Source organism: Cupriavidus sp. BIC8F (assembly GCF_032465815.1).
GTDB lineage: Bacteria > Pseudomonadota > Gammaproteobacteria > Burkholderiales > Burkholderiaceae > Cupriavidus > Cupriavidus necator.
In genome coordinates, this window is the sequence record NZ_CP136094.1 from 1031663 (window position 1) to 1049981 (window position 18319).

Below are 18319 nucleotides of genomic sequence, written 5' to 3' on the forward strand. Positions count from 1 at the left end.
CCCGGGCCGAAGCCAGGGCGGTTACCGCGGTGCGGGACAAGTGTCCCGCACCACAATTACTTCTCCAGACCTGCGGGCGGCCAGTTCTCGAGCTTCATGCCGAGGGTCAGGCCACGCGAGGCGAGGACTTCCTTGATCTCGTTGAGCGACTTGCGACCCAGGTTCGGGGTCTTGAGCAGTTCGTTCTCGGTACGCTGGATCAGGTCGCCGATGTAGTAGATGTTTTCGGCCTTCAGGCAGTTGGCCGAACGCACCGTCAGCTCCAGGTCGTCGACCGGGCGCAGCAGGATCGGATCGATCTGCGGCGTGCGGCTCGAAGCGGCTTCAGCCGCCGACTCGGTGCCTTCCAGCGCGGCGAACACGGACAGCTGGTCGACCAGGATGCGGGCCGACTGGCGGATCGCTTCCTCGGGCGAGATCACGCCGTCGGTTTCGATGTTCATCACCAGCTTGTCCAGGTCGGTACGCTGTTCCACGCGAGCGGATTCCACAGCGTACGACACGCGGCGCACCGGCGAGAACGAAGCGTCCAGCACGATGCGGCCGATGACCTTGCCCGACTCGTCGCCGAACTTGCGCACGTTGCCCGGCACATAGCCGCGGCCTTGCTCGACCTTGATCTGCATGTCCAGCTTACCGCCGGCGGACAGATGGGCGATCACGTGGTTCGGGTTAATGATCTCGACGTCATGCGGCAGCTCGATATCGGCAGCCGTGACCACGCCTTCGCCATCCTTGCGCAGCGATACCGTGACTTCGTCGCGGTTGTGCAGCTTGAACACCACGCCCTTCAGGTTGAGCAGCAGGTTGACGACATCTTCCTGCACGCCGTCGATGGTGGAATACTCGTGGACCACCCCAGCGATCGTGACTTCGGTCGGTGCATAGCCGACCATCGACGACAGCAGCACGCGACGCAGGGCGTTACCGAGCGTATGGCCGTAGCCGCGCTCGAACGGCTCCATCACGACTTTGGCGTGATGGTCGCCCAGAGGCTCGACGGCGATGATTTTTGGCTTGAGGAGTGCTGTTTGCATTAGGTTGTCCTTTTCAATACCCTCGGCTCGTTACACCGATAAGGCTGACGTTTGGAACCTGAAAATCCCATCGCGAGATGGGCGAAGCCCGACCGCGCATACAGCGCGTCGGGCTGAAAGGGAAGCTTTGCGGCGAACGCAAGCTCTGGGCCGTTCCGCTCGCGTGATTAACGCGAGTAAAGTTCGACGATCAGGCTTTCGTTGATGTCGCCCGAGATATCGGCGCGATCCGGTACTTGCTTGAAGGTGCCTTCGAACTTCTTCGAATCCACCGCCACCCAGGTCGGGAAGCCCGACTGCTCGGCCAGCGACAGCGATTCAGCGATACGGACTTGCTTCTTCGACTGTTCGCGGATGGTGACGACGTCGCCAGACTTGATCTGGGCCGACGGCACGTTCAGGGTCTGACCGTTCACCAGGATCGCCTTGTGCGACACCAGCTGGCGCGCTTCAGCGCGGGTCGAGCCAAAGCCCATGCGGTACACGACGTTGTCCAGGCGCGATTCCAGCAGTTGCAGCAGGTTTTCGCCGGTGTTGCCCTTGCGGCGGTCGGCTTCGGCGAAGTAGCGGCGGAACTGGCGCTCGAGCACACCGTAGATGCGCTTGACCTTCTGCTTTTCACGCAGCTGGTTGCCGTAGTCGGAGGTGCGGGCACCCGAGGTGCGGCCGTGCTGGCCGGGCTTGCTGTCCAGCTTGCACTTGTCGGCGAGCGAGCGGCGGGCGCTCTTCAGGAACAGGTCGGTGCCTTCACGGCGGGAAAGTTTGGCCTTCGGGCCGGTATAACGTGCCACGTTGTCTTCCTTTGATCGATCGCGACGCCTTCAAGACGCGCCGCGAGTCCGCCAACGCAGTGCTTCCGCAGTGCATTTCTGCACCCGGGAGACCGTGACGGACGGTGGGCTTATTAAGCGCGTCCCGTTGCCGGGAACGACGCTGCAAGCATTTTCAGTGCGCCGGCATGGAAATGTGCCGTAAGAGACATTCCCCCGACGCAAAACGAAAACCTGCCGCATTAAAATGCAGCAGGTCAGCGCGCGATATTACCATATCCGGAACCGGCAGGTAAACCCACCGGACCCGGACACACCAACGCTCAGATGCGGCGGCGCTTCGGCGGACGGCAGCCGTTGTGCGGAATCGGCGTGACGTCTTCGATGATCGCGATCTTGATGCCCAGCGCGTTCAGCGCGCGGACAGCCGATTCACGACCCGGGCCCGGGCCCTTGATGCGCACTTCCAGGTTCTTGATGCCCTGGTCTTGCGCCACGCGGCCGGCGTTCTCGGCAGCAACCTGGGCAGCGAACGGGGTCGACTTGCGCGAACCCTTGAAGCCCTGGCCACCGGCGGTCGCCCACGACAAGGCGTTGCCCTGGCGGTCGGTGATCGTGATGATGGTGTTGTTGAACGAGGCGTGGACGTGCGCAATGCCGTCGGCAACGTTCTTCTTGACCTTTTTACGCGCGCGAGCGGCGTTATTCGGACCTTTTGCCATTAGTTTCTTCCTCTGCCTTCGGCTTTACTTCTTCAGAGCCACGCCGGCCTTGCGCGGACCCTTGCGGGTGCGGGCATTGGTCCGGGTACGCTGGCCGCGCATGGGCAGGCCCTTGCGGTGACGCATGCCACGATAGCAACCAAGGTCCATCAGACGCTTGATGTTCATCGTGGTTTCACGACGCAGGTCACCCTCGACCGTGACCTTGCCCACTTCGTCACGAAGCTTTTCCAGGTCGGCGTCGGTCAGATCCTTGACCTTCTTGTCAAACGGTACACCGGTGGCCTCGCAAATCTTGCGAGCGCGCGAGCGGCCGACACCATAAATTGCCGTCAGGCCGATTTCGGTGTGCTTGTGGTTCGGGATGTTAACCCCTGCGATACGTGCCATTCGTCAATCCTCTTTCCGATTAGCCTTGGCGTTGCTTGTGGCGGGGATCCGACGAGCAGATCACGCGCACGACACCGTTGCGCTTGATGATTTTGCAGTTGCGGCAAATGCGCTTAACAGAAGCCAGCACTTTCATAATTTTCCTCTTCCTTCAATTCCTGTTCGCTCACTTCGTCCGGAAGACGATTCGTGCGCGCGACAGATCATATGGGGTCAGCTCGACCGTCACCTTGTCACCCGGAAGAATCCGGATGTAGTTCATTCGCATCTTGCCGGAGATATGGCCCAGTACTACGTGGCCATTCTCCAGCTTGACCCGGAACGTCGCATTGGGAAGGTTTTCCAGGACCTCCCCCTGCATCTGGATGACGTCGTCTTTTGCCATACCTAGCCTGTACCGATCCGAAGTCAGCGCAAGGTCAGATTGCCCTTGAAATTCGCCTTCTTCAGCAGCGACTCATATTGCTGCGACATCACGTAAGACTGAACCTGAGCCATGAAGTCCATCGTGACGACCACGATGATCAGCAGCGAGGTTCCGCCAAAGTAGAACGGAACGTTCCACCGCAGCACCAGGAATTCCGGCAACAGGCAGACCAGTGTGATATAGACCGCACCAGCCAGCGTCAGGCGCACCAGAATCTTGTCGATATAGCGCGTCGTCTGCTCGCCCGGACGAATGCCCGGAATGAAGGCACCGCTTTTCTTCAGGTTGTCTGCCACTTCACGGCTGTTGTAAACCAGGGCCGTGTAGAAGAAGCAGAAAAATACAATCGCAGCAGCGTACAGCAGGATGTAGACCGGCTGGCCCGGCGACAGCGTGGCAGCCAGGTCCTTGATGAACCCGCCAACCGCACCTCTCGAGTCAGACGTGAACCAGCCCGCGATCGTCGCCGGGAACAGGATGATCGACGATGCGAAGATCGGCGGAATCACCCCTGCCATGTTCAGCTTCAGCGGCAGGTGCGACGACTGACCGCCGTACACCTTGTTGCCGACCTGACGCTTGGCATAGTTCACCAGGATCTTGCGCTGGCCCCGCTCGACAAACACAACGGCGAAGGTTACACCGATCACGATCGCCACGATGAAGATCGCCGCGATGATGCTCATGGAACCCGTGCGGACCAGTTCGAACAGTCCGCCGATCGCGTTGGGCAGGCCCGCCGCGATACCGCCAAAGATGATGATCGAGATGCCGTTGCCCAGACCACGCTCGGTGATCTGCTCACCCAGCCACATCAGGAACATCGTGCCGGTCACCAGCGTAATCACTGCCGTGGCCCGGAACATCAGGCCCGGATCGAGCACCAGCCCAGGCTGCGACTCCAGCGCCACCGCAATCGACAACGCCTGGAACGTGGCCAGGACCACCGTGCCGTAGCGCGTGTACTGCGTGATCTTGCGTTGCCCTGCCTGCCCTTCCTTCTTCAGCGCTTCCAGCTGCGGCAGCACGATCGTCAGCAACTGCATGATGATCGACGCCGAGATGTACGGCATGATGCCGAGCGCGAAGACGGTAAAGCGCGACAGCGCCCCGCCCGAGAACAGGTTGAACATCCCGAGGATGCCACCCGACTGACTCTGGAAAAGCTTCGCAAGCTGCTCCGGATCGATACCGGGCACCGGAATATGAGCGCCGATGCGGTACACGATCAGGGCCAGCACCAGGAACATCAGCCGGCGCTTGAGATCGCCGTACTTCGCCGTGTTCCTGGCTTGCGCGCTTGCATTGGGTTTCGCCGTGGCCAAACGATGCTCCGACTATGACTGCCTATGCTGCGATAAATGCCTGTCAGGCTGCGATCTGGCCGCCGGCGGCTTCGATCGCGGCCTTGGCGCCAGCGGTGGCGCCCAGACCCTTGATCGTCACCTTGCGGGTCAGTTCGCCAGCCTTGATGACCTTGGCGCTCTTGACCAGCTCGCCCACCAGGCCAGCTTGCTTCAGGACCAGCAGGTCGACTTCGGCCGCTTCCAGGCGCTCGATGTCACGCAGCGTGACCTCGGCGTTGAACGCCTTGGTCAGCGAGGTGAAGCCGCGCTTCGGCAGACGACGATACAGCGGCATTTGACCGCCTTCGAAGCCCACCTTGTGGAAGCCGCCCGAACGCGACTTCTGACCCTTGTGGCCGCGACCGGCAGTCTTGCCCAGGCCGGAGCCGATACCGCGGCCGACGCGACGCTTGGCGTGCTTCGAACCGGCGGCCGGTTTCAGGTTGTTCAGTTGCATCTTGCTCTCCGAGTTCCCGGTATCAGGCCAGAACCTTGACCAGGTACGAGACCTTGTTGATCATGCCGCGCACAGCGGGCGTGTCCTGCAGCTCCGACACCGAGTTGATGCGGCGCAGGCCCAGGCCACGAACAGTGGCGCGATGATCCTCGCGCGTGCCGATCAGGCTTCGCACGAGTTGCACTTTTACGGTTTTCTGCGACATTGCGTTCACCTTAACCCAGGATGTCTTCGACCGACTTGCCACGCTTGGCGGCGATTTCGCCCGGCGTGCTCATCTTCTGAAGGCCGTCCAGCGTGGCGCGAACCATGTTGTACGGGTTGGTGGAGCCGTGCGACTTGGTCACCACGTTGGTGACGCCCATCACTTCGAAGATCGCGCGCATCGGGCCGCCGGCGATCACGCCGGTACCTTCCTTGGCGGGCATCATCAGCACCTTGGCGGCGCCGTGCTTGCCAACGACTTCGTGTTGCAGCGTGCCGTTCTTCAGCGAGACCTTGACCATCTTGCGACGGGCTTCGTCCATTGCCTTCTGAACAGCAACCGGCACTTCCTTAGCCTTGCCCTTGCCCATGCCGATGCGGCCATCGCCGTCACCAACCACGGTCAGCGCAGCGAAACCGAGAATCCGGCCACCCTTCACCACCTTGGTGACACGGTTGACCGAGATCATCTTCTCGCGGAGGCCGTCGTCGCGTTCGTCCTGTTGGACTTTTGCTTGCATCTTTGCCATGACGTATCTCTCTCTATGCGCTTAGAACTTCAGGCCGGCTTCGCGGGCGGCGTCTGCCAGGGCCTTAACGCGGCCATGGAAACGGAAGCCGGCGCGATCGAACGCGACGGTTTCCACGCCGGCAGCCTTCGCCTTCTCGGCGATGCGCTTGCCAACCACGGTGGCGGCAGCGGCGGTAGCGCCCTTGCCATCCAGTTCCTTGCGCACTTCCACCTCGGCGGTCGACGCGGAAGCCAGCACCTTGGTGCCGCACTCCGAGAAAACCTGGGCGTAAATATGCGAATTCGTACGGAACACGGTCAGACGATTGACTTTCATCTCCGCGATCTTGGCGCGGGTCTGACGTGCACGGCGCAAACGAGCGTCTTTCTTGTTCATCATTGCACCCCTTACTTCTTCTTGGTTTCCTTCAGGATGACGCGCTCGTCCGAGTAACGCACACCCTTGCCCTTGTAGGGCTCAGGCGGGCGGTACGCGCGGACTTCCGCGGCAACCTGACCGACTTTCTGCTTGTCCGCACCCTTGATGATGATCTCGGTCTGCGTCGGCGTTTCCGCCTTCACGCCTTCCGGCATCTCATGGATCACGTCGTGCGAGAAACCAAGCTGGAGCTTCAGCGCAGCGCCTTGCAGCTGGGCACGATAGCCCACGCCGACGAGGTTCAGCTTGCGCTCGAAACCGGTGGTTACGCCCTTGACCATGTTGGCCACCAGAGCACGCATGGTGCCCTGCAGAGCATTTGCTTCACGCGATTCGTCAGCCGGGCTGAAGGTCAGCGTGTCGTTTTCGACATTGACCTTGACCAGGCTGTGAATCGGCTGCGACAGCGTGCCGAGCGGGCCCTTTACGGAGAGCACGCCAGCCGCCACGTTCACTTCCGCGCCCTTGGGGAGCGCGATGGGAGCCTTACCTACACGGGACATGGTTCTCTCCTTAAGCGACGTAGCAGAGAACTTCGCCGCCCACGCCAGTGGCGCGAGCCTTGCGGTCGGTCATCAGACCCTGCGGGGTCGAAATGATCGCCACACCCAGGCCGTTCATCACTTGGGGGATGTCGCTGCGGCCCTTGTACACGCGCAGGCCGGGCTTCGAGACGCGCTCAATGCGCTCGATGACCGGACGGCCGGCGTAGTACTTGAGACCGATGCTCAGTTGTGCCTTGCCGCCATCTTCCTGGACGGCGTAGTCGTCGATGTAGCCTTCGTCCTTCAGGACCTTGGCGATTGCCACTTTCAGCTTCGACGACGGCATGACAACCGACGCTTTCTGCACGCCCTGGGCGTTGCGGATGCGCGTCAGCATATCGGCGATAGGATCGCTCATGCTCATACTGTTTCTCCTGTAGCCTGTGCGTAATTACCAGCTGGCTTTCGTCAGACCCGGGATTTCGCCCTTGAAGGCGATTTCGCGGATCTTGTTACGCGCCAGGCCAAACTTGCGGAAGGTACCGCGGGGACGACCGGTGATCGCGCAGCGGTTACGCTGGCGAGTCGGGTTCGCGTTGCGCGGGAGCTGTTGCAGCTCGAGACGCGCGCTGTAACGCTCTTCTTCCGACTTCTCTTGGTCGTCGATAATGGCCTTGAGGTTGGCGCGCTTGGCGGCATACTTCGCCACCAGCTTGGCGCGCTTCTTCTCACGTTCAATCAGAGCCAGTTTAGCCACGGTTACCCCTTAATTGCGGAACGGGAACTTGAACGCACCGAGGAGTGCCTTGGCTTCCTCGTCGTTCTTTGCCGTCGTCGTGATGCTGATGTTCAGACCACGCAGTGCGTCGATCTTGTCGTACTCGATTTCGGGGAAAATGATCTGCTCTTTCACACCGATGTTGTAGTTGCCACGACCGTCGAACGACCGGCCCGACACACCACGGAAGTCACGCACGCGCGGCAGGGCCACGGTAACGAAACGATCGAGGAATTCGAACATGCGCTCGCCGCGCAGGGTCACCATCGCACCGATGGGGTAGCCCTGGCGGATCTTGAAGCCGGCGATAGCCTTCTTGGCCTTCGTCACGACCGGCTTCTGACCGGCGATCTTGGTCAGGTCGCCCACGGCGTTCTCAATGATCTTCTTGTCATTGATGGCTTCGCCAAGACCCATGTTCAGGGTGATCTTGGTGATGCGCGGCACTTCCATGACCGACTTGTAGCCGAACTGTTCGATCAGCTTCGGCACAACCTGTTCTTTGTAAAACTCTTGCAGACGTGCTGCCATGCTCAACTCCTATACGTGCCCAGAATCAAGCTGCCACGACGGCGCCGGTGGTCTTCAGCACGCGCACGCGCTTGCCGTCTTCCACCTTGATGCCGACGCGCGACGGCTTGCCATTGGCATCCACGAGCGCAACGTTGGAAATATGGAGGGGCATGACCTTGTCGACCACACCACCGGTAGTGCCCAGCATCGGGTTCGGGCGGGCATGCTTCTTGGCGATATTCACGCCTTGCACCGCAACCTTGTCGCCCAGGACGGCCTGCACGGTACCGCGCTTGCCCTTGTCCTTGCCGGTCAGCACAATGACTTCGTCGCCTTTGCGAATCTTGTTCATGGCGGCTCCTTACAGCACTTCCGGAGCGAGCGACACGATCTTCATGAAGCGCTCGGTACGGAGTTCACGAGTCACCGGCCCGAAGATACGGGTGCCGATCGGCTCGAGCTTGTTGTTCAGCAGGACGGCGGCGTTGCCGTCGAACTTGATCAGCGAACCGTCAGCGCGGCGCACGCCCTTGGCGGTACGCACGACGACGGCGTTGTAGATGTCGCCCTTCTTCACGCGACCGCGCGGCGCTGCGTCCTTGACGGTCACCTTGATGATGTCGCCAACGCTTGCGTAGCGGCGCTTGGAGCCACCCAGCACCTTGATGCACAGCACTTCGCGCGCACCAGTGTTATCGGCTACTTCGAGCCGGCTTTCTGTCTGAATCATGGTGTTTGTCTTCCCAACTTAATCCGTCAGGTGCAAAAAGCGCCCATCGGTCAGTCTTGGTCCCGTCGGCTCCGGCATTGCGCCAGCTCCGTATGGGTTGATCAACTTTGAAGTCGGTAGGAACCAGGCGATCTCAACAACTTGCTGAGGCCGCTCGGCCCTGGCTCGCTCCACAGGCCCGCCCGGGTGGTACTACAAAGGCGAACGCAACAAAGCGGAAGTCCAGGATTATAGCTACATAATCCTGGACTTGCAAGTCAAGCTAAGAACGTGTTGTTCTTAGATGACGCGTGCAGCCTCTACCAGCCGGGAAACCACCCAGGACTTGGTCCGCGACAGCGGACGGCCTTCCTGGATCTCGACCTTGTCGCCTTCCTTGTACTGGTTGGCTTCGTCGTGTGCGTGGTACTTCTTCGAACGCAGCACGTACTTGCCGTACAGAGGATGCTTGACGCGGTTTTCCACCAAGACCGTAACGGTCTTGTCCATCTTGTCGCTCACGACACGGCCGACCAGGGTACGGCGAAGCGACTTTTCCGTTTGTGCAGCTTCAGTCATTTCGCGTTTGCCTTTTGAGTCAGCACGGTTTGCACACGCGCGATGTCCTTGCGAACCTTCTTCAGCTGGCTGGTGTTCTGCAGCTGTTGGGTCGCCTTTTGCATGCGCAGGCTAAATTGGGCCTTCAGCAGCTCGGAGAGCTCCTGGTTCAGCCCGGCGGCGTCCTTGCCGCGAAGTTCGGATGCTTTCATCCCTGCTCTCCTTACGTCCCGACCTGGCGCACCACGAAATTGGTGGCGATCGGCAGCTTGGCGGCTGCGAGGCGGAACGCCTCACGCGCCAGGTCTTCGGTCACGCCGTCCATTTCGTACAGCATCTTACCCGGCTGGATTTCAGCCACGTAGTACTCCGGATTGCCCTTACCGTTACCCATACGGACTTCGGCAGGCTTCTTCGAGATCGGCTTGTCCGGGAAAATCCGGATCCAGATGCGGCCGCCACGCTTGATGTGGCGGGTCATCGCACGACGTGCCGACTCGATCTGACGAGCCGTCAGGCGGCCACGGCCCATGGCCTTCAGGCCGAATTCGCCGAAAGACACGGCGTTACCACGAGTAGCCTTACCCGTGTTGCGGCCCTTCTGCTCCTTGCGGTATTTTCTGCGCTTAGGTTGCAGCATCGTTATTCTCCACTCTTCGCATCGCCAGGCGCACCGCGGCGACCGGCACCTGCACCGGCGCCACCGCGACGGTTGCCACCCGGGCGGCCTTCGCCTTCACGGCGGCGGCCTTCCGGACGACCCGGGCGACGACGACGGTCGTCTTGCGGCTCTTCCACCACCGGCGCGTCGTTGCGGCCGAGGTGATCACCCTTGTAGACCCACACCTTGACACCGATGATGCCGTAGGTGGTTTCTGCTTCGGAGAAGCCGTAGTCGATGTCGGCGCGCAGGGTGTGCAGGGGCACACGGCCTTCGCGGTACCACTCGGTACGTGCGATTTCGATACCGTTCAGACGGCCGGCGCTCATGATCTTGATACCCTGGGCACCCAGGCGCATCGCGTTCTGCATCGCGCGCTTCATGGCGCGGCGGAACATGATGCGGCGCTCGAGCTGCTGGGTGATCGAGTCGGCGATCAGCTGAGCATCGGTTTCCGGCTTGCGGATTTCCTCGATGTTCACGTGCACGGGCACGCCCATGCGACGCTGCAGTTCAGCCTTGAGCAGTTCGATGTCCTCACCCTTCTTGCCGATCACCACGCCCGGACGCGAGCTGTAAATGGTGATGCGTGCATTGCGGGCGGGGCGCTCGATCACGACGCGGCCAACCGATGCGTTCTTCAGCTTCTTCTTCAGGAAGTCTCGAACTTCGATGTCTTCCTTCAGCATGCCGGCGAACTTCGTGTTGCTGGCGTACCAGCGCGAAGCCCAGTTACGGCTGACAGCCAGGCGGAAGCCAGTCGGATGAATCTTCTGTCCCATCGTGACTCCTTAGTTGCCGAGCGTCACAGTGATGTGACAGGTTTGTTTCTCGATGCGGTTGCCGCGGCCCTTCGCCCGTGCGGTGAAGCGCTTGAGCGAGGTTGCCTTGTCGACGAAGATCGATTTGACCTTCAGTTCGTCGATGTCGGCGCCTTCGTTGTGCTCAGCGTTGGCGATGGCCGATTCGACCACCTTCTTCACGATCCCGGCAGCCTTTTTCGGGCTGAACTGCAGGACATTGAGCGCGCGCTCGATCGGCAGACCACGGATCTGGTCAGCGACCAGGCGCGTCTTCTGGGCGGAGATGCGGGCACCGCGATGAATCGCTTTCACTTCCATGATGGCACCTTACCTCTTCGCTTTCTTGTCAGCCGCGTGGCCCTTGAACGTGCGGGTAATCGCAAATTCACCGAGCTTGTGGCCAACCATGTTTTCCGTAACGTACACCGGCACGTGTTGACGGCCGTTGTGCACGGCGATCGTCAGGCCAATGAACTCCGGCAGAATGGTCGAGCGACGCGACCAAGTCTTGATGGGCTTCTTGTCCTTGCCGCTCGAGGCGACTTCCACCTTCTTCAGCAGGTGGGCGTCGCAGAACGGACCCTTTTTAGCGGAACGAGTCATATCTTTAGCTCCTACCTACCGATTAACGCTTGTGGCGCTTCTGGACGATCATGCTGTCCGTGCGCTTGTTGCTGCGGGTACGGTAACCCTTGGCCGGGGTACCCCACGGCGAAACCGGATCGCGACCAGCGGCGGTCTTGCCTTCACCACCACCGTGCGGGTGATCCACCGGGTTCATCACGACACCACGCACCGTCGGGCGGATACCGCGCCAGCGGGTGGCACCGGCCTTGCCGATGACGCGCAGGCTGTGCTCTTCGTTGCCCACTTCACCGATGGTGGCGCGGCACTCGATGTGCACGCGGCGCACTTCACCGGAGCGCAGGCGAACCTGGGCGTACAGGCCTTCACGAGCCAGCAGCACGGCGGAACCGCCGGCGGCACGTGCGATCTGCGAACCCTTGCCTGGCAGCATTTCCACGTTGTTGATCGTGGTACCGACCGGAATGTTGCGGATCGGCAGGTTGTTACCGGCCTTGATCGGCGCTTCCGAGCCGTTCATCAGCGGCTGGCCGGCAACCATGCCCTTGGTGGCGATGATGTAGCGGCGCTCGCCGTCGGCGAACAGCACCAGCGCGATATTGGCGCTGCGGTTCGGATCGTGTTCCAGGCGCTCGACCTTGGCGGGGATGCCGTCCTTGTCGTTGCGCTTGAAGTCGACCACGCGGTAGTGGTGCTTATGACCACCGCCCTTGTGGCGGGTGGTGATATGACCATTATTGTTACGGCCCGACTTCTGGAATTGCTTTTCCAGCAGCGGAGCGTGCGGGGCGCCCTTGTGAAGGTCCTTGTTGACCACCTTCACCATCGAGCGACGACCCGGGGAAGTCGGCTTGGTCTTGACGAGTGCCATGATTACTTGGCCTCCGCTTCAAAATTGATTTCCTGACCCGGCTTCAGCGAAACGTAGGCCTTCTTCACGTGGTTGCGACGCCCCATGAAACGGCCAAAACGCTTCTGCTTGCCCTTCTGGTTCAGGATCTGAACGGACTGCACCTCGACCTTGAACAGCAGTTCGACGGCGGCCTTCACTTCTGCCTTGTTGGCATCGCGGGCCACTTCGAACACGACTTGTTCATTCTTGTCGGCGACCAGGGTTGCCTTTTCGGAAACCACCGGCGCGAGCAGCACCTGCATCAAACGATGATCGTTCTTGGCTACTTGCGTCATTTCAGCAACTCCTCGATCTGCGCGACGGCCGCCTTGGTCACCAGCACCTTCTTGTAGTGCACGAGCGACAGCGGATCAGCCTGGCGCGGCTCCACGACTGCCACGTGCGGCAGGTTGCGCGAAGCCAGGTAGAGGTTTTCGTCGAGGCTGTCGGTGATGATCAGCACCGAGTCCAGGCCCATGGCCTTGAACTTGTCGGCCAAGAGCTTGGTCTTGGGCGCGTCGACAGTGAAACCGTCCACCACATTGATACGGCCTTCACGTGCGAGCTGCGAGTAAATCGAGCGCATGCCGGCACGGAACATCTTCTTGTTGACCTTCTGGGTGAAGTTCTCTTCCGGCGAATTCGGGAAGATACGGCCGCCCCCGCGCCACAGCGGCGAGGAAGACATACCGGCACGAGCACGGCCCGTACCCTTCTGGCGCCACGGCTTCTTGGTCGTGTGCTTGACCTCTTCACGATCCTTCTGCTTACGGTTACCGCTGCGAGCGTTGGCCTGGTAAGCGACGACGATCTGGTGAACGAGGGCTTCGTTGTAGTCACGGCCGAACACTTCGGGCGAAGCATCAACGCCCGCGCCGATCTGGCCATTGTCCTGGAGGAGCTTGAGTTCCATTACATGCGCTCCTTAAGCTTTGGCTTTGGCCTTGACGGCCGGGGTGACGATGACCTTGCCGCCCTTGGAGCCGGGAATGGCACCCTTGACCAGCAGCAGCTTGCGCTCTGCGTCGATCTTGGCGATTTCCAGGTTCTGCACGGTGCGGGTAACATCGCCCAGGTGACCGGTCATGCGCTTGCCCGGGAACACGCGGCCCGGATCCTGCGCCATACCGATCGAGCCCGGCACGTTGTGCGAGCGCGAGTTACCGTGGGTGGCACGGCCGGAGGCGAAGTGATAGCGCTTGATGGTACCGGCGTAGCCCTTACCGATCGACACGCCCTGCACGTCGATCTTCTGACCGACTTCGAACAGGTCGACCGACAGCGAACCGCCAGCTTGCAGTTCGGCAGCCTTGGCTGCATCGATACGGAATTCGCGGATGATTTCGCCGGCTTCCACGCCGGCTTTGGCGAGATGACCCGCCAGCGGCTTGGTAACGCGGCTTGCGCGTCGTGCGCCGAAGGTGACTTGAACCGCGGTATAACCGTCGGTCTCGTCCGTCTTGATTTGCGTCACGCGGTTGTCGCCGACCTCGACCACGGTAACGGGAATCGAATCACCGTCGTCCGTGAAAATACGGGTCATGCCAACCTTGCGACCTACAAGGCCAAGGCTCATGGTTTGCTCCATTCCCAGCTGCGATTGGCCGGGGCTGATTGATACACGAAAACTGTGTTTGCTGTGGACCTGCGCTAAAGAAGACTGCGCGCGGCCAAAGTGGCCAGCCCACTACCCGAGGAAACGGGTAGCCTTACACTATATCGCAGCGGTTTGGAAAGGGCAATATGAATTGCGGATTCGCCTGCGGGGTTGTAGGCAGGCGTGCCGCAGCAGTGGCGCTTGCGTGGCTTGAGGTGTGGTGTGGAGGCGACGGCGGGTGGATAAAGCGCTGTGAGGCGCACGCAGAGACGTTTGCTCAGGCGGCGATGCGCACAAAATCGCCGCCATAGAATACCAGCGGTTCGCCCTCCCCTGCGTCGAACGCCTCGACGGCGCCGACGATCAGCAGGTGATCGCCCACCGGGTCGGCCCGCTCCACGCGGCACGCCAGCGTCGCCAGGGCCTCGTCCGGGTAGGGCACGCCGCGATCGCAGCGCCGGTGGGCGACGCCCGCGAACTTGTCCGCCGCCGGGGTCGCGAAGCGGCGCGCCAGTTCGCCATGGCCCGCGCGCAGGATACTGACACCGAATGGCGCGCCGGGTAAAAACAGACCCGCATTCGGCGAGTGCATCGCCAGGCTCCACAGGATCAGCGGCGGCGCCAGCGAAAGCGAGGCAAACGAGTTCACGGTCAGGCCGACGGGCCGGCCCTGCGCCCCGCAGGCGCCGATGACGGCCACGCCGGTGGCATAGCGACCGCAAACCCGGCGCAGTTCGCGGGGATCGGGGACGGAAGTGGCAGGCGTGGCGGCGCGCATGTCAGGCGGCCTCGGCGACGTACTGGTTGATCAGTTGGTGGCAGGCCTGTGGATCCAGCCACCACGGGAAGTAGTCCGGCGGATTGTCGAAGCCGTTGGCGATGCGCGCGGCCAGTGCCGGCGCCTGGCCCGCTGCGCCCAGCAGCGCCAGGATATGCGGCGGCGGCGGGGTCAGCAGCGAGTTGGTCCACGCCACCACGTCGCCCGCGTACTGCCAGTACTGGTCAAAGGTGCGCTCCATCCAGGCCTGGTCGAAGGACTGGTCGCCGCGAGCCAGGATCGCATCGAGATAGACCTTGCAGCATTTGGCGGCGTTGTTCGAGCCCTGCCCCGTGATCGGGTCGTTGACCACCACGGCATCGGCCATGCCGAACACCAGCCGTCCGGACGGCAGTGTCAGCACTGGCTTGCGCACCGTTGGCGCGAAGCGCCCGGCAAGGATGCCGTTGTCGTCGGTCAGCTGGACCCGCTCGCAGCGCTCGGCTTCCCATGGCAGATAGGTCTGCAGGATGCGCAGGCTTTCGGCCAGGTGCTGCGCCGGCGTGCGCGCTTCGGCCCAGCGGTCCATCGGGCCGCCCGGGATGCCTTCGAACACCATGATCTCGCACGGCCCGGACAGCGTCAGCGCGGGGAAGACGAAGTACTCGCCCACGCCCGGGATCAGGTTGAAGCAAACCCGCGAGAACGGCGTGCGCGGCTCCATGCCGTTCACATAGGTCAGCGCCAGCGCGCGCTGCGGCTTGTCGAAGGGGCTGCGGGAAGCATCGCGCTCGAAGCGGCTGACGATCTCGCCCTTGCCGGCGGCCAGCAGCACGAGGTCATGCTCGCGGGTCAGGTCCTCCAGCTCGTCCAGGCCGACATCGACGATGCGCAGGTCGCCGCCTCGTGCAACGAAGGCCTCCATCCACGCCGGCATCTTCAGGCGCTGGTCCACCGCCTGCGCCGGGCGGTCCAGCGGCGCGGCCCAGTCGATCGCGCGGGCACCGGCCCGCTCGGGATGCGGCACGGCCAGGCCGATGCCCTCCACCGGAGGGCAGGCATCGTCCCACCAGTTCAGCCCGAGCTCGCGCTCGGCCTGTAGCGCGCGGTCGAACATGCACTGGCTGGACATGACTTTGCCGCCGCGGATCTGCTCGGGTGTCCGGTTGGACACCAGCGTGACCCGGTAGCCGTTGGCTTGCAGCCCGAGGGTCATTTGCAGGCCCGACTGGCCGGCTCCGACGATGGCGATGCGTTGGCTCATGATTTTCTCCTGAAGGGTCGTTCGGCGGCGTTCAGCCGGCCAGCTTGCCGATGGCGGGCACATTTTGCTCCGGCCCCATGGCGGAATAGCCGCCGTCGACGGCATAGTCGGCACCGGTGACGAAGCTGGCATGGTCGGAACAGAGGAAGAGCACCACCTGGGCCACCTCGTCGGGCTCGCCGACGCGGCCCAGCAGGTGGAACGGCGCGGCCACCGCATCGGTGCGGGCGCGGTTGCCGCCGCTGACCTCGTCCATCAGCCGGCACCAGGTCCAGCCCGGCGACACCGCGTTGACGCGGATGCGGTCCGGCGCCAGGTCCATCGCCATGCTGCGCGTCAGCTGCGCGATGGCGGCTTTCGACACCGGGTAGAGCCAGCGCCCGGTCTGCGCCACGTTGGCAGAGATACTGGTGAAATTGACGATCGCGCCGCCGCCGCGTGCCCGCATGTGCGGATGCACCGCCCGCGCCAGCATCACGCCCGACACCACGTTGACGTCGAGTGCCGCCAGCCAGTCGGCACGATTCGAGCGGAAGCCGTCATCGAGATAGGTGCAGGCCAGGTTGACCAGGCAGTCCACGCCGCCAAAGCGCTGCACCACCTGCGCCACGGCATCGCGGACCTGCTCGTCACGCGTGATGTCGGTGGCGATGAAGAGCGCATTCGCTCCCAGCGCCGCGGCCACGCGCTCGCCATTGGCGGCATCGATATCGAAGATCGCAACGCGCGCGCCGGCCTCGACAAAGGCCCGCGCCACGCCGCCGCCGATCAGCGTGGCGCCGCCGGTGACAATGGCCACCTTGCCCTGCAGTCCTTTCATGCTTGTCTCCTGTGCCGGCAATAGCCGGCGATGGTTGCGGGCGGGCCTCTGCGGGCCCGTTCCGGATCAATGCCGCGCGCTGCCTACTTGCCTTCGCTCTGCTGCCAGCGCGCCATCAGCGTGTTCGATGGCAGCGCCTCGTCCAGCAGCTTGCGCGCGGTCTCCACGCCCGCCACCGGCAAACCCGCCGGGTCCAGCTTGCCGATCTGCACCAGCACGCTGGCCTGGTCCCAGTAGATATGCTCGTGGTACAGCTTGTCGCCGCGGAACTTGACGATGGCGACCAGCGGGATCTCCACGCGCTTGCCGGTGGGCGGCACGCCGGGCAGCATCCAGTCGATCTCGCAGGTATGCGTGAAGCAGAACAGCATCTCGTCGACGATCTGCGTGGCCCCGACCGTGCGCGAGAGCGGGATCAGCATGGTGTCGGGCGGGTTGCTGTGCACGAAGTGGTGCTGGTAGAAGCGCCGCAACTGCGCGTAGCCGACGCCGCCGGTCATGGTCGGGATATGGTTCACATAGGGCTGCGGCACCATCGTCGCCATGGTGGCGTCGACATCGCGGGTGGCGAATTCATACTCGCAGTGCTTGTCCCACAGCGCGGAGAAATCATAGTGCGGCCCCATCTCGCCGCGCAGCGCCGCGATCGAGCGCTGGTGCGCCATCAGCGCCGAGGGCTTGTCGAAGTGCTCACCGCCCGTCCGTGCAAAGGCATGATCTACGCCGGCGTAGACGTAGACCTCGATGTTCTCGCGCCCGGCCAGCGCTTCGCGGATCGCAGCCTGCGCCTGCGGCGGGCAGAACCCGTCTTTCTCGGCGATATGCAGCACCAGGCGGCCGCGCACGTTGGCGGCCTCGCCCAGCGCGTGCTCGATGCCCACGCCGTAGTACGCCACCGCGCAGGCCACGTCGGGCAGCCGGCAGGCCGCCAGGTAGGCCAGCTTGCCGCCCAGGCAGAAGCCCAGCACGCCGGCCTGGCCAACGCATTCCGGCTGCGCCCGCAGTGCCTCAAGCGCGGCGCCCACATCCTGCACGCCCGTGGCCTCGTCGAACTGCTGGTACAGGCCCAGCGCCCGCTGGAAGTCCTCGCCGCGGTCGGTCAGCTCGATCCCGGGCGCGATGCGCCAGAACAGGTCGGGCACCAGCACCGTATAGCCCTCCTCGGCATAGTAGTCGGCCACCTGCCGCATGGTCGCGTTGACGCCGAAGATCTCCTGGCACAGCACGATGCCCGGGCCCTTGCCTGCCGCCGGGGTGGCGAGATAGCCGCTGAAACTGCCGTCGGGGGTCTGGATCTGGATGGTCTGGCCCATGGCCTGCGCTCCTTGTCGTTCTCTTTCCGGTATCTGGTGGGACTGCCGTGCTGGCTTCCATGATGGTGGCTCCGCACCGCAGCAAACTAGCCGCTGGACGCAGCGGCTATCCGATTAGTGCAGGAAACTTTGGACTCGGTCAACGCCGCAGCGCTGACAGCGGGGCCATCCGCTATAGTGGATCGCGTGGGAAACCGTGCCCGGCCGTCATGCCGGGCCGGCCCCGGAACCAGCGGCGCGCACGGTCACCGGCAGCGCCGCGGCCCCGCCAGAGGAGCGAG

At 62.8% G+C, this 18319-nt stretch carries 31 protein-coding genes; all 31 read right to left on the bottom strand.

Annotated elements, in window-relative coordinates; all coding sequences use genetic code 11:
- Positions 1 to 56 precede the first annotated feature (56 nt).
- The 31 genes from RS901_RS04780 to RS901_RS04930 all read right to left on the bottom strand — a co-directional run bounded on the left by RS901_RS04780 (position 57) and on the right by RS901_RS04930 (position 18038).
- Complete coding sequence (locus RS901_RS04780) at positions 57 to 1037, bottom strand: DNA-directed RNA polymerase subunit alpha (protein ID WP_010812374.1); 981 nt, start codon at positions 1035 to 1037, stop codon at positions 57 to 59.
- Positions 1038 to 1204: 167 nt separating this feature from the next.
- Positions 1205 to 1828 (bottom strand): 30S ribosomal protein S4, encoded by a 624-nt coding sequence (rpsD, locus tag RS901_RS04785; protein WP_013958240.1) that lies wholly within the window; start codon positions 1826 to 1828, stop codon positions 1205 to 1207.
- 302 nt (positions 1829 to 2130) lie between these two features.
- On the bottom strand, positions 2131 to 2529 hold the full coding sequence (gene rpsK, locus RS901_RS04790) for a 30S ribosomal protein S11 (protein ID WP_010812376.1): 399 nt from the start codon (positions 2527 to 2529) through the stop codon (positions 2131 to 2133).
- Between the two features lie 24 nt (positions 2530 to 2553).
- The gene (gene rpsM / locus RS901_RS04795) at positions 2554 to 2919 is read right to left on the bottom strand and encodes a 30S ribosomal protein S13 (RefSeq protein ID WP_010812377.1); all 366 of its coding nucleotides are present in this window, start codon (positions 2917 to 2919) and stop codon (positions 2554 to 2556) included.
- A 19-nt stretch (positions 2920 to 2938) separates the two neighbouring features.
- Positions 2939 to 3055 (bottom strand): 50S ribosomal protein L36, encoded by a 117-nt coding sequence (gene rpmJ / locus RS901_RS04800; protein WP_008642959.1) that lies wholly within the window; start codon positions 3053 to 3055, stop codon positions 2939 to 2941.
- A gap of 30 nt (positions 3056 to 3085) precedes the next feature.
- Positions 3086 to 3304 carry a translation initiation factor IF-1 gene (gene infA, locus RS901_RS04805; RefSeq protein ID WP_010812378.1) on the bottom strand — a complete coding sequence of 73 codons (219 nt, stop codon included), beginning with the start codon at positions 3302 to 3304 and terminating at the stop codon, positions 3086 to 3088.
- Between the two features lie 23 nt (positions 3305 to 3327).
- Entirely contained in the window at positions 3328 to 4671 is a 1344-nt protein-coding gene (secY, locus tag RS901_RS04810; protein WP_114132189.1) for a preprotein translocase subunit SecY, read from the bottom strand.
- Between the two features lie 43 nt (positions 4672 to 4714).
- Complete coding sequence (gene rplO, locus RS901_RS04815; protein ID WP_010812380.1) at positions 4715 to 5149, bottom strand: 50S ribosomal protein L15; 435 nt, start codon at positions 5147 to 5149, stop codon at positions 4715 to 4717.
- Between the two features lie 22 nt (positions 5150 to 5171).
- Entirely contained in the window at positions 5172 to 5354 is a 183-nt protein-coding gene (rpmD, locus tag RS901_RS04820) for a 50S ribosomal protein L30 (protein WP_010812381.1), read from the bottom strand.
- 10 nt (positions 5355 to 5364) lie between these two features.
- The gene (gene rpsE, locus RS901_RS04825) at positions 5365 to 5883 is read right to left on the bottom strand and encodes a 30S ribosomal protein S5 (RefSeq protein WP_006160449.1); all 519 of its coding nucleotides are present in this window, start codon (positions 5881 to 5883) and stop codon (positions 5365 to 5367) included.
- Positions 5884 to 5904: 21 nt separating this feature from the next.
- Complete coding sequence (gene rplR / locus RS901_RS04830) at positions 5905 to 6261, bottom strand: 50S ribosomal protein L18 (protein WP_010812382.1); 357 nt, start codon at positions 6259 to 6261, stop codon at positions 5905 to 5907.
- 11 nt (positions 6262 to 6272) lie between these two features.
- Positions 6273 to 6806, bottom strand: a complete 534-nt coding sequence (gene rplF, locus RS901_RS04835) for a 50S ribosomal protein L6 (RefSeq protein WP_010812383.1) — start codon at positions 6804 to 6806, stop codon at positions 6273 to 6275.
- 10 nt (positions 6807 to 6816) lie between these two features.
- Positions 6817 to 7212 (bottom strand): 30S ribosomal protein S8, encoded by a 396-nt coding sequence (gene rpsH, locus RS901_RS04840; RefSeq protein ID WP_010812384.1) that lies wholly within the window; start codon positions 7210 to 7212, stop codon positions 6817 to 6819.
- 27 nt (positions 7213 to 7239) lie between these two features.
- Positions 7240 to 7545 carry a 30S ribosomal protein S14 gene (gene rpsN / locus RS901_RS04845; RefSeq protein WP_010812385.1) on the bottom strand — a complete coding sequence of 102 codons (306 nt, stop codon included), beginning with the start codon at positions 7543 to 7545 and terminating at the stop codon, positions 7240 to 7242.
- A 9-nt stretch (positions 7546 to 7554) separates the two neighbouring features.
- The gene (rplE, locus tag RS901_RS04850) at positions 7555 to 8097 is read right to left on the bottom strand and encodes a 50S ribosomal protein L5 (RefSeq protein ID WP_010812386.1); all 543 of its coding nucleotides are present in this window, start codon (positions 8095 to 8097) and stop codon (positions 7555 to 7557) included.
- 25 nt (positions 8098 to 8122) lie between these two features.
- Complete coding sequence (gene rplX / locus RS901_RS04855) at positions 8123 to 8431, bottom strand: 50S ribosomal protein L24 (protein WP_010812387.1); 309 nt, start codon at positions 8429 to 8431, stop codon at positions 8123 to 8125.
- 9 nt (positions 8432 to 8440) lie between these two features.
- Positions 8441 to 8809, bottom strand: a complete 369-nt coding sequence (gene rplN / locus RS901_RS04860; protein WP_010812388.1) for a 50S ribosomal protein L14 — start codon at positions 8807 to 8809, stop codon at positions 8441 to 8443.
- Between the two features lie 279 nt (positions 8810 to 9088).
- Entirely contained in the window at positions 9089 to 9367 is a 279-nt protein-coding gene (gene rpsQ, locus RS901_RS04865) for a 30S ribosomal protein S17 (protein WP_010812389.1), read from the bottom strand.
- On the bottom strand, positions 9364 to 9558 hold the full coding sequence (gene rpmC, locus RS901_RS04870) for a 50S ribosomal protein L29 (protein WP_010812390.1): 195 nt from the start codon (positions 9556 to 9558) through the stop codon (positions 9364 to 9366). The genes rpsQ and rpmC overlap by 4 nt, the downstream gene beginning before the upstream one ends.
- A gap of 11 nt (positions 9559 to 9569) precedes the next feature.
- Positions 9570 to 9986, bottom strand: coding sequence for a 50S ribosomal protein L16 (rplP, locus tag RS901_RS04875; RefSeq protein ID WP_013958242.1), 417 nt, complete (start codon positions 9984 to 9986; stop codon positions 9570 to 9572).
- Positions 9987 to 9988: 2 nt separating this feature from the next.
- Positions 9989 to 10789, bottom strand: a complete 801-nt coding sequence (rpsC, locus tag RS901_RS04880; protein ID WP_013958243.1) for a 30S ribosomal protein S3 — start codon at positions 10787 to 10789, stop codon at positions 9989 to 9991.
- A 9-nt stretch (positions 10790 to 10798) separates the two neighbouring features.
- The gene (gene rplV / locus RS901_RS04885; RefSeq protein ID WP_013958244.1) at positions 10799 to 11128 is read right to left on the bottom strand and encodes a 50S ribosomal protein L22; all 330 of its coding nucleotides are present in this window, start codon (positions 11126 to 11128) and stop codon (positions 10799 to 10801) included.
- Positions 11129 to 11137: 9 nt separating this feature from the next.
- Positions 11138 to 11413 (bottom strand): 30S ribosomal protein S19, encoded by a 276-nt coding sequence (rpsS, locus tag RS901_RS04890; protein ID WP_010812394.1) that lies wholly within the window; start codon positions 11411 to 11413, stop codon positions 11138 to 11140.
- 22 nt (positions 11414 to 11435) lie between these two features.
- Positions 11436 to 12266 (bottom strand): 50S ribosomal protein L2, encoded by an 831-nt coding sequence (gene rplB / locus RS901_RS04895; protein ID WP_316151760.1) that lies wholly within the window; start codon positions 12264 to 12266, stop codon positions 11436 to 11438.
- A gap of 2 nt (positions 12267 to 12268) precedes the next feature.
- On the bottom strand, positions 12269 to 12583 hold the full coding sequence (rplW, locus tag RS901_RS04900) for a 50S ribosomal protein L23 (RefSeq protein ID WP_006576245.1): 315 nt from the start codon (positions 12581 to 12583) through the stop codon (positions 12269 to 12271).
- Positions 12580 to 13200, bottom strand: a complete 621-nt coding sequence (gene rplD, locus RS901_RS04905; protein ID WP_010812396.1) for a 50S ribosomal protein L4 — start codon at positions 13198 to 13200, stop codon at positions 12580 to 12582. Before rplD ends, rplW begins: the two co-directional genes overlap by 4 nt.
- A 12-nt stretch (positions 13201 to 13212) precedes the next feature.
- Positions 13213 to 13863, bottom strand: coding sequence for a 50S ribosomal protein L3 (gene rplC, locus RS901_RS04910; RefSeq protein WP_013958246.1), 651 nt, complete (start codon positions 13861 to 13863; stop codon positions 13213 to 13215).
- 298 nt (positions 13864 to 14161) lie between these two features.
- A complete protein-coding gene (locus tag RS901_RS04915; protein ID WP_316151761.1) occupies positions 14162 to 14662 on the bottom strand; it encodes a flavin reductase family protein in 501 nt (166 codons plus the stop codon).
- A 1-nt stretch (position 14663) separates the two neighbouring features.
- Positions 14664 to 15905 (bottom strand): styrene monooxygenase/indole monooxygenase family protein, encoded by a 1242-nt coding sequence (locus tag RS901_RS04920; RefSeq protein ID WP_316151762.1) that lies wholly within the window; start codon positions 15903 to 15905, stop codon positions 14664 to 14666.
- Positions 15906 to 15936: 31 nt separating this feature from the next.
- Positions 15937 to 16725, bottom strand: a complete 789-nt coding sequence (locus RS901_RS04925; RefSeq protein ID WP_316151763.1) for an SDR family oxidoreductase — start codon at positions 16723 to 16725, stop codon at positions 15937 to 15939.
- 83 nt (positions 16726 to 16808) lie between these two features.
- On the bottom strand, positions 16809 to 18038 hold the full coding sequence (locus tag RS901_RS04930; protein ID WP_316151764.1) for a dienelactone hydrolase family protein: 1230 nt from the start codon (positions 18036 to 18038) through the stop codon (positions 16809 to 16811).
- Between the last annotated feature and the right edge of the window lie 281 nt (positions 18039 to 18319).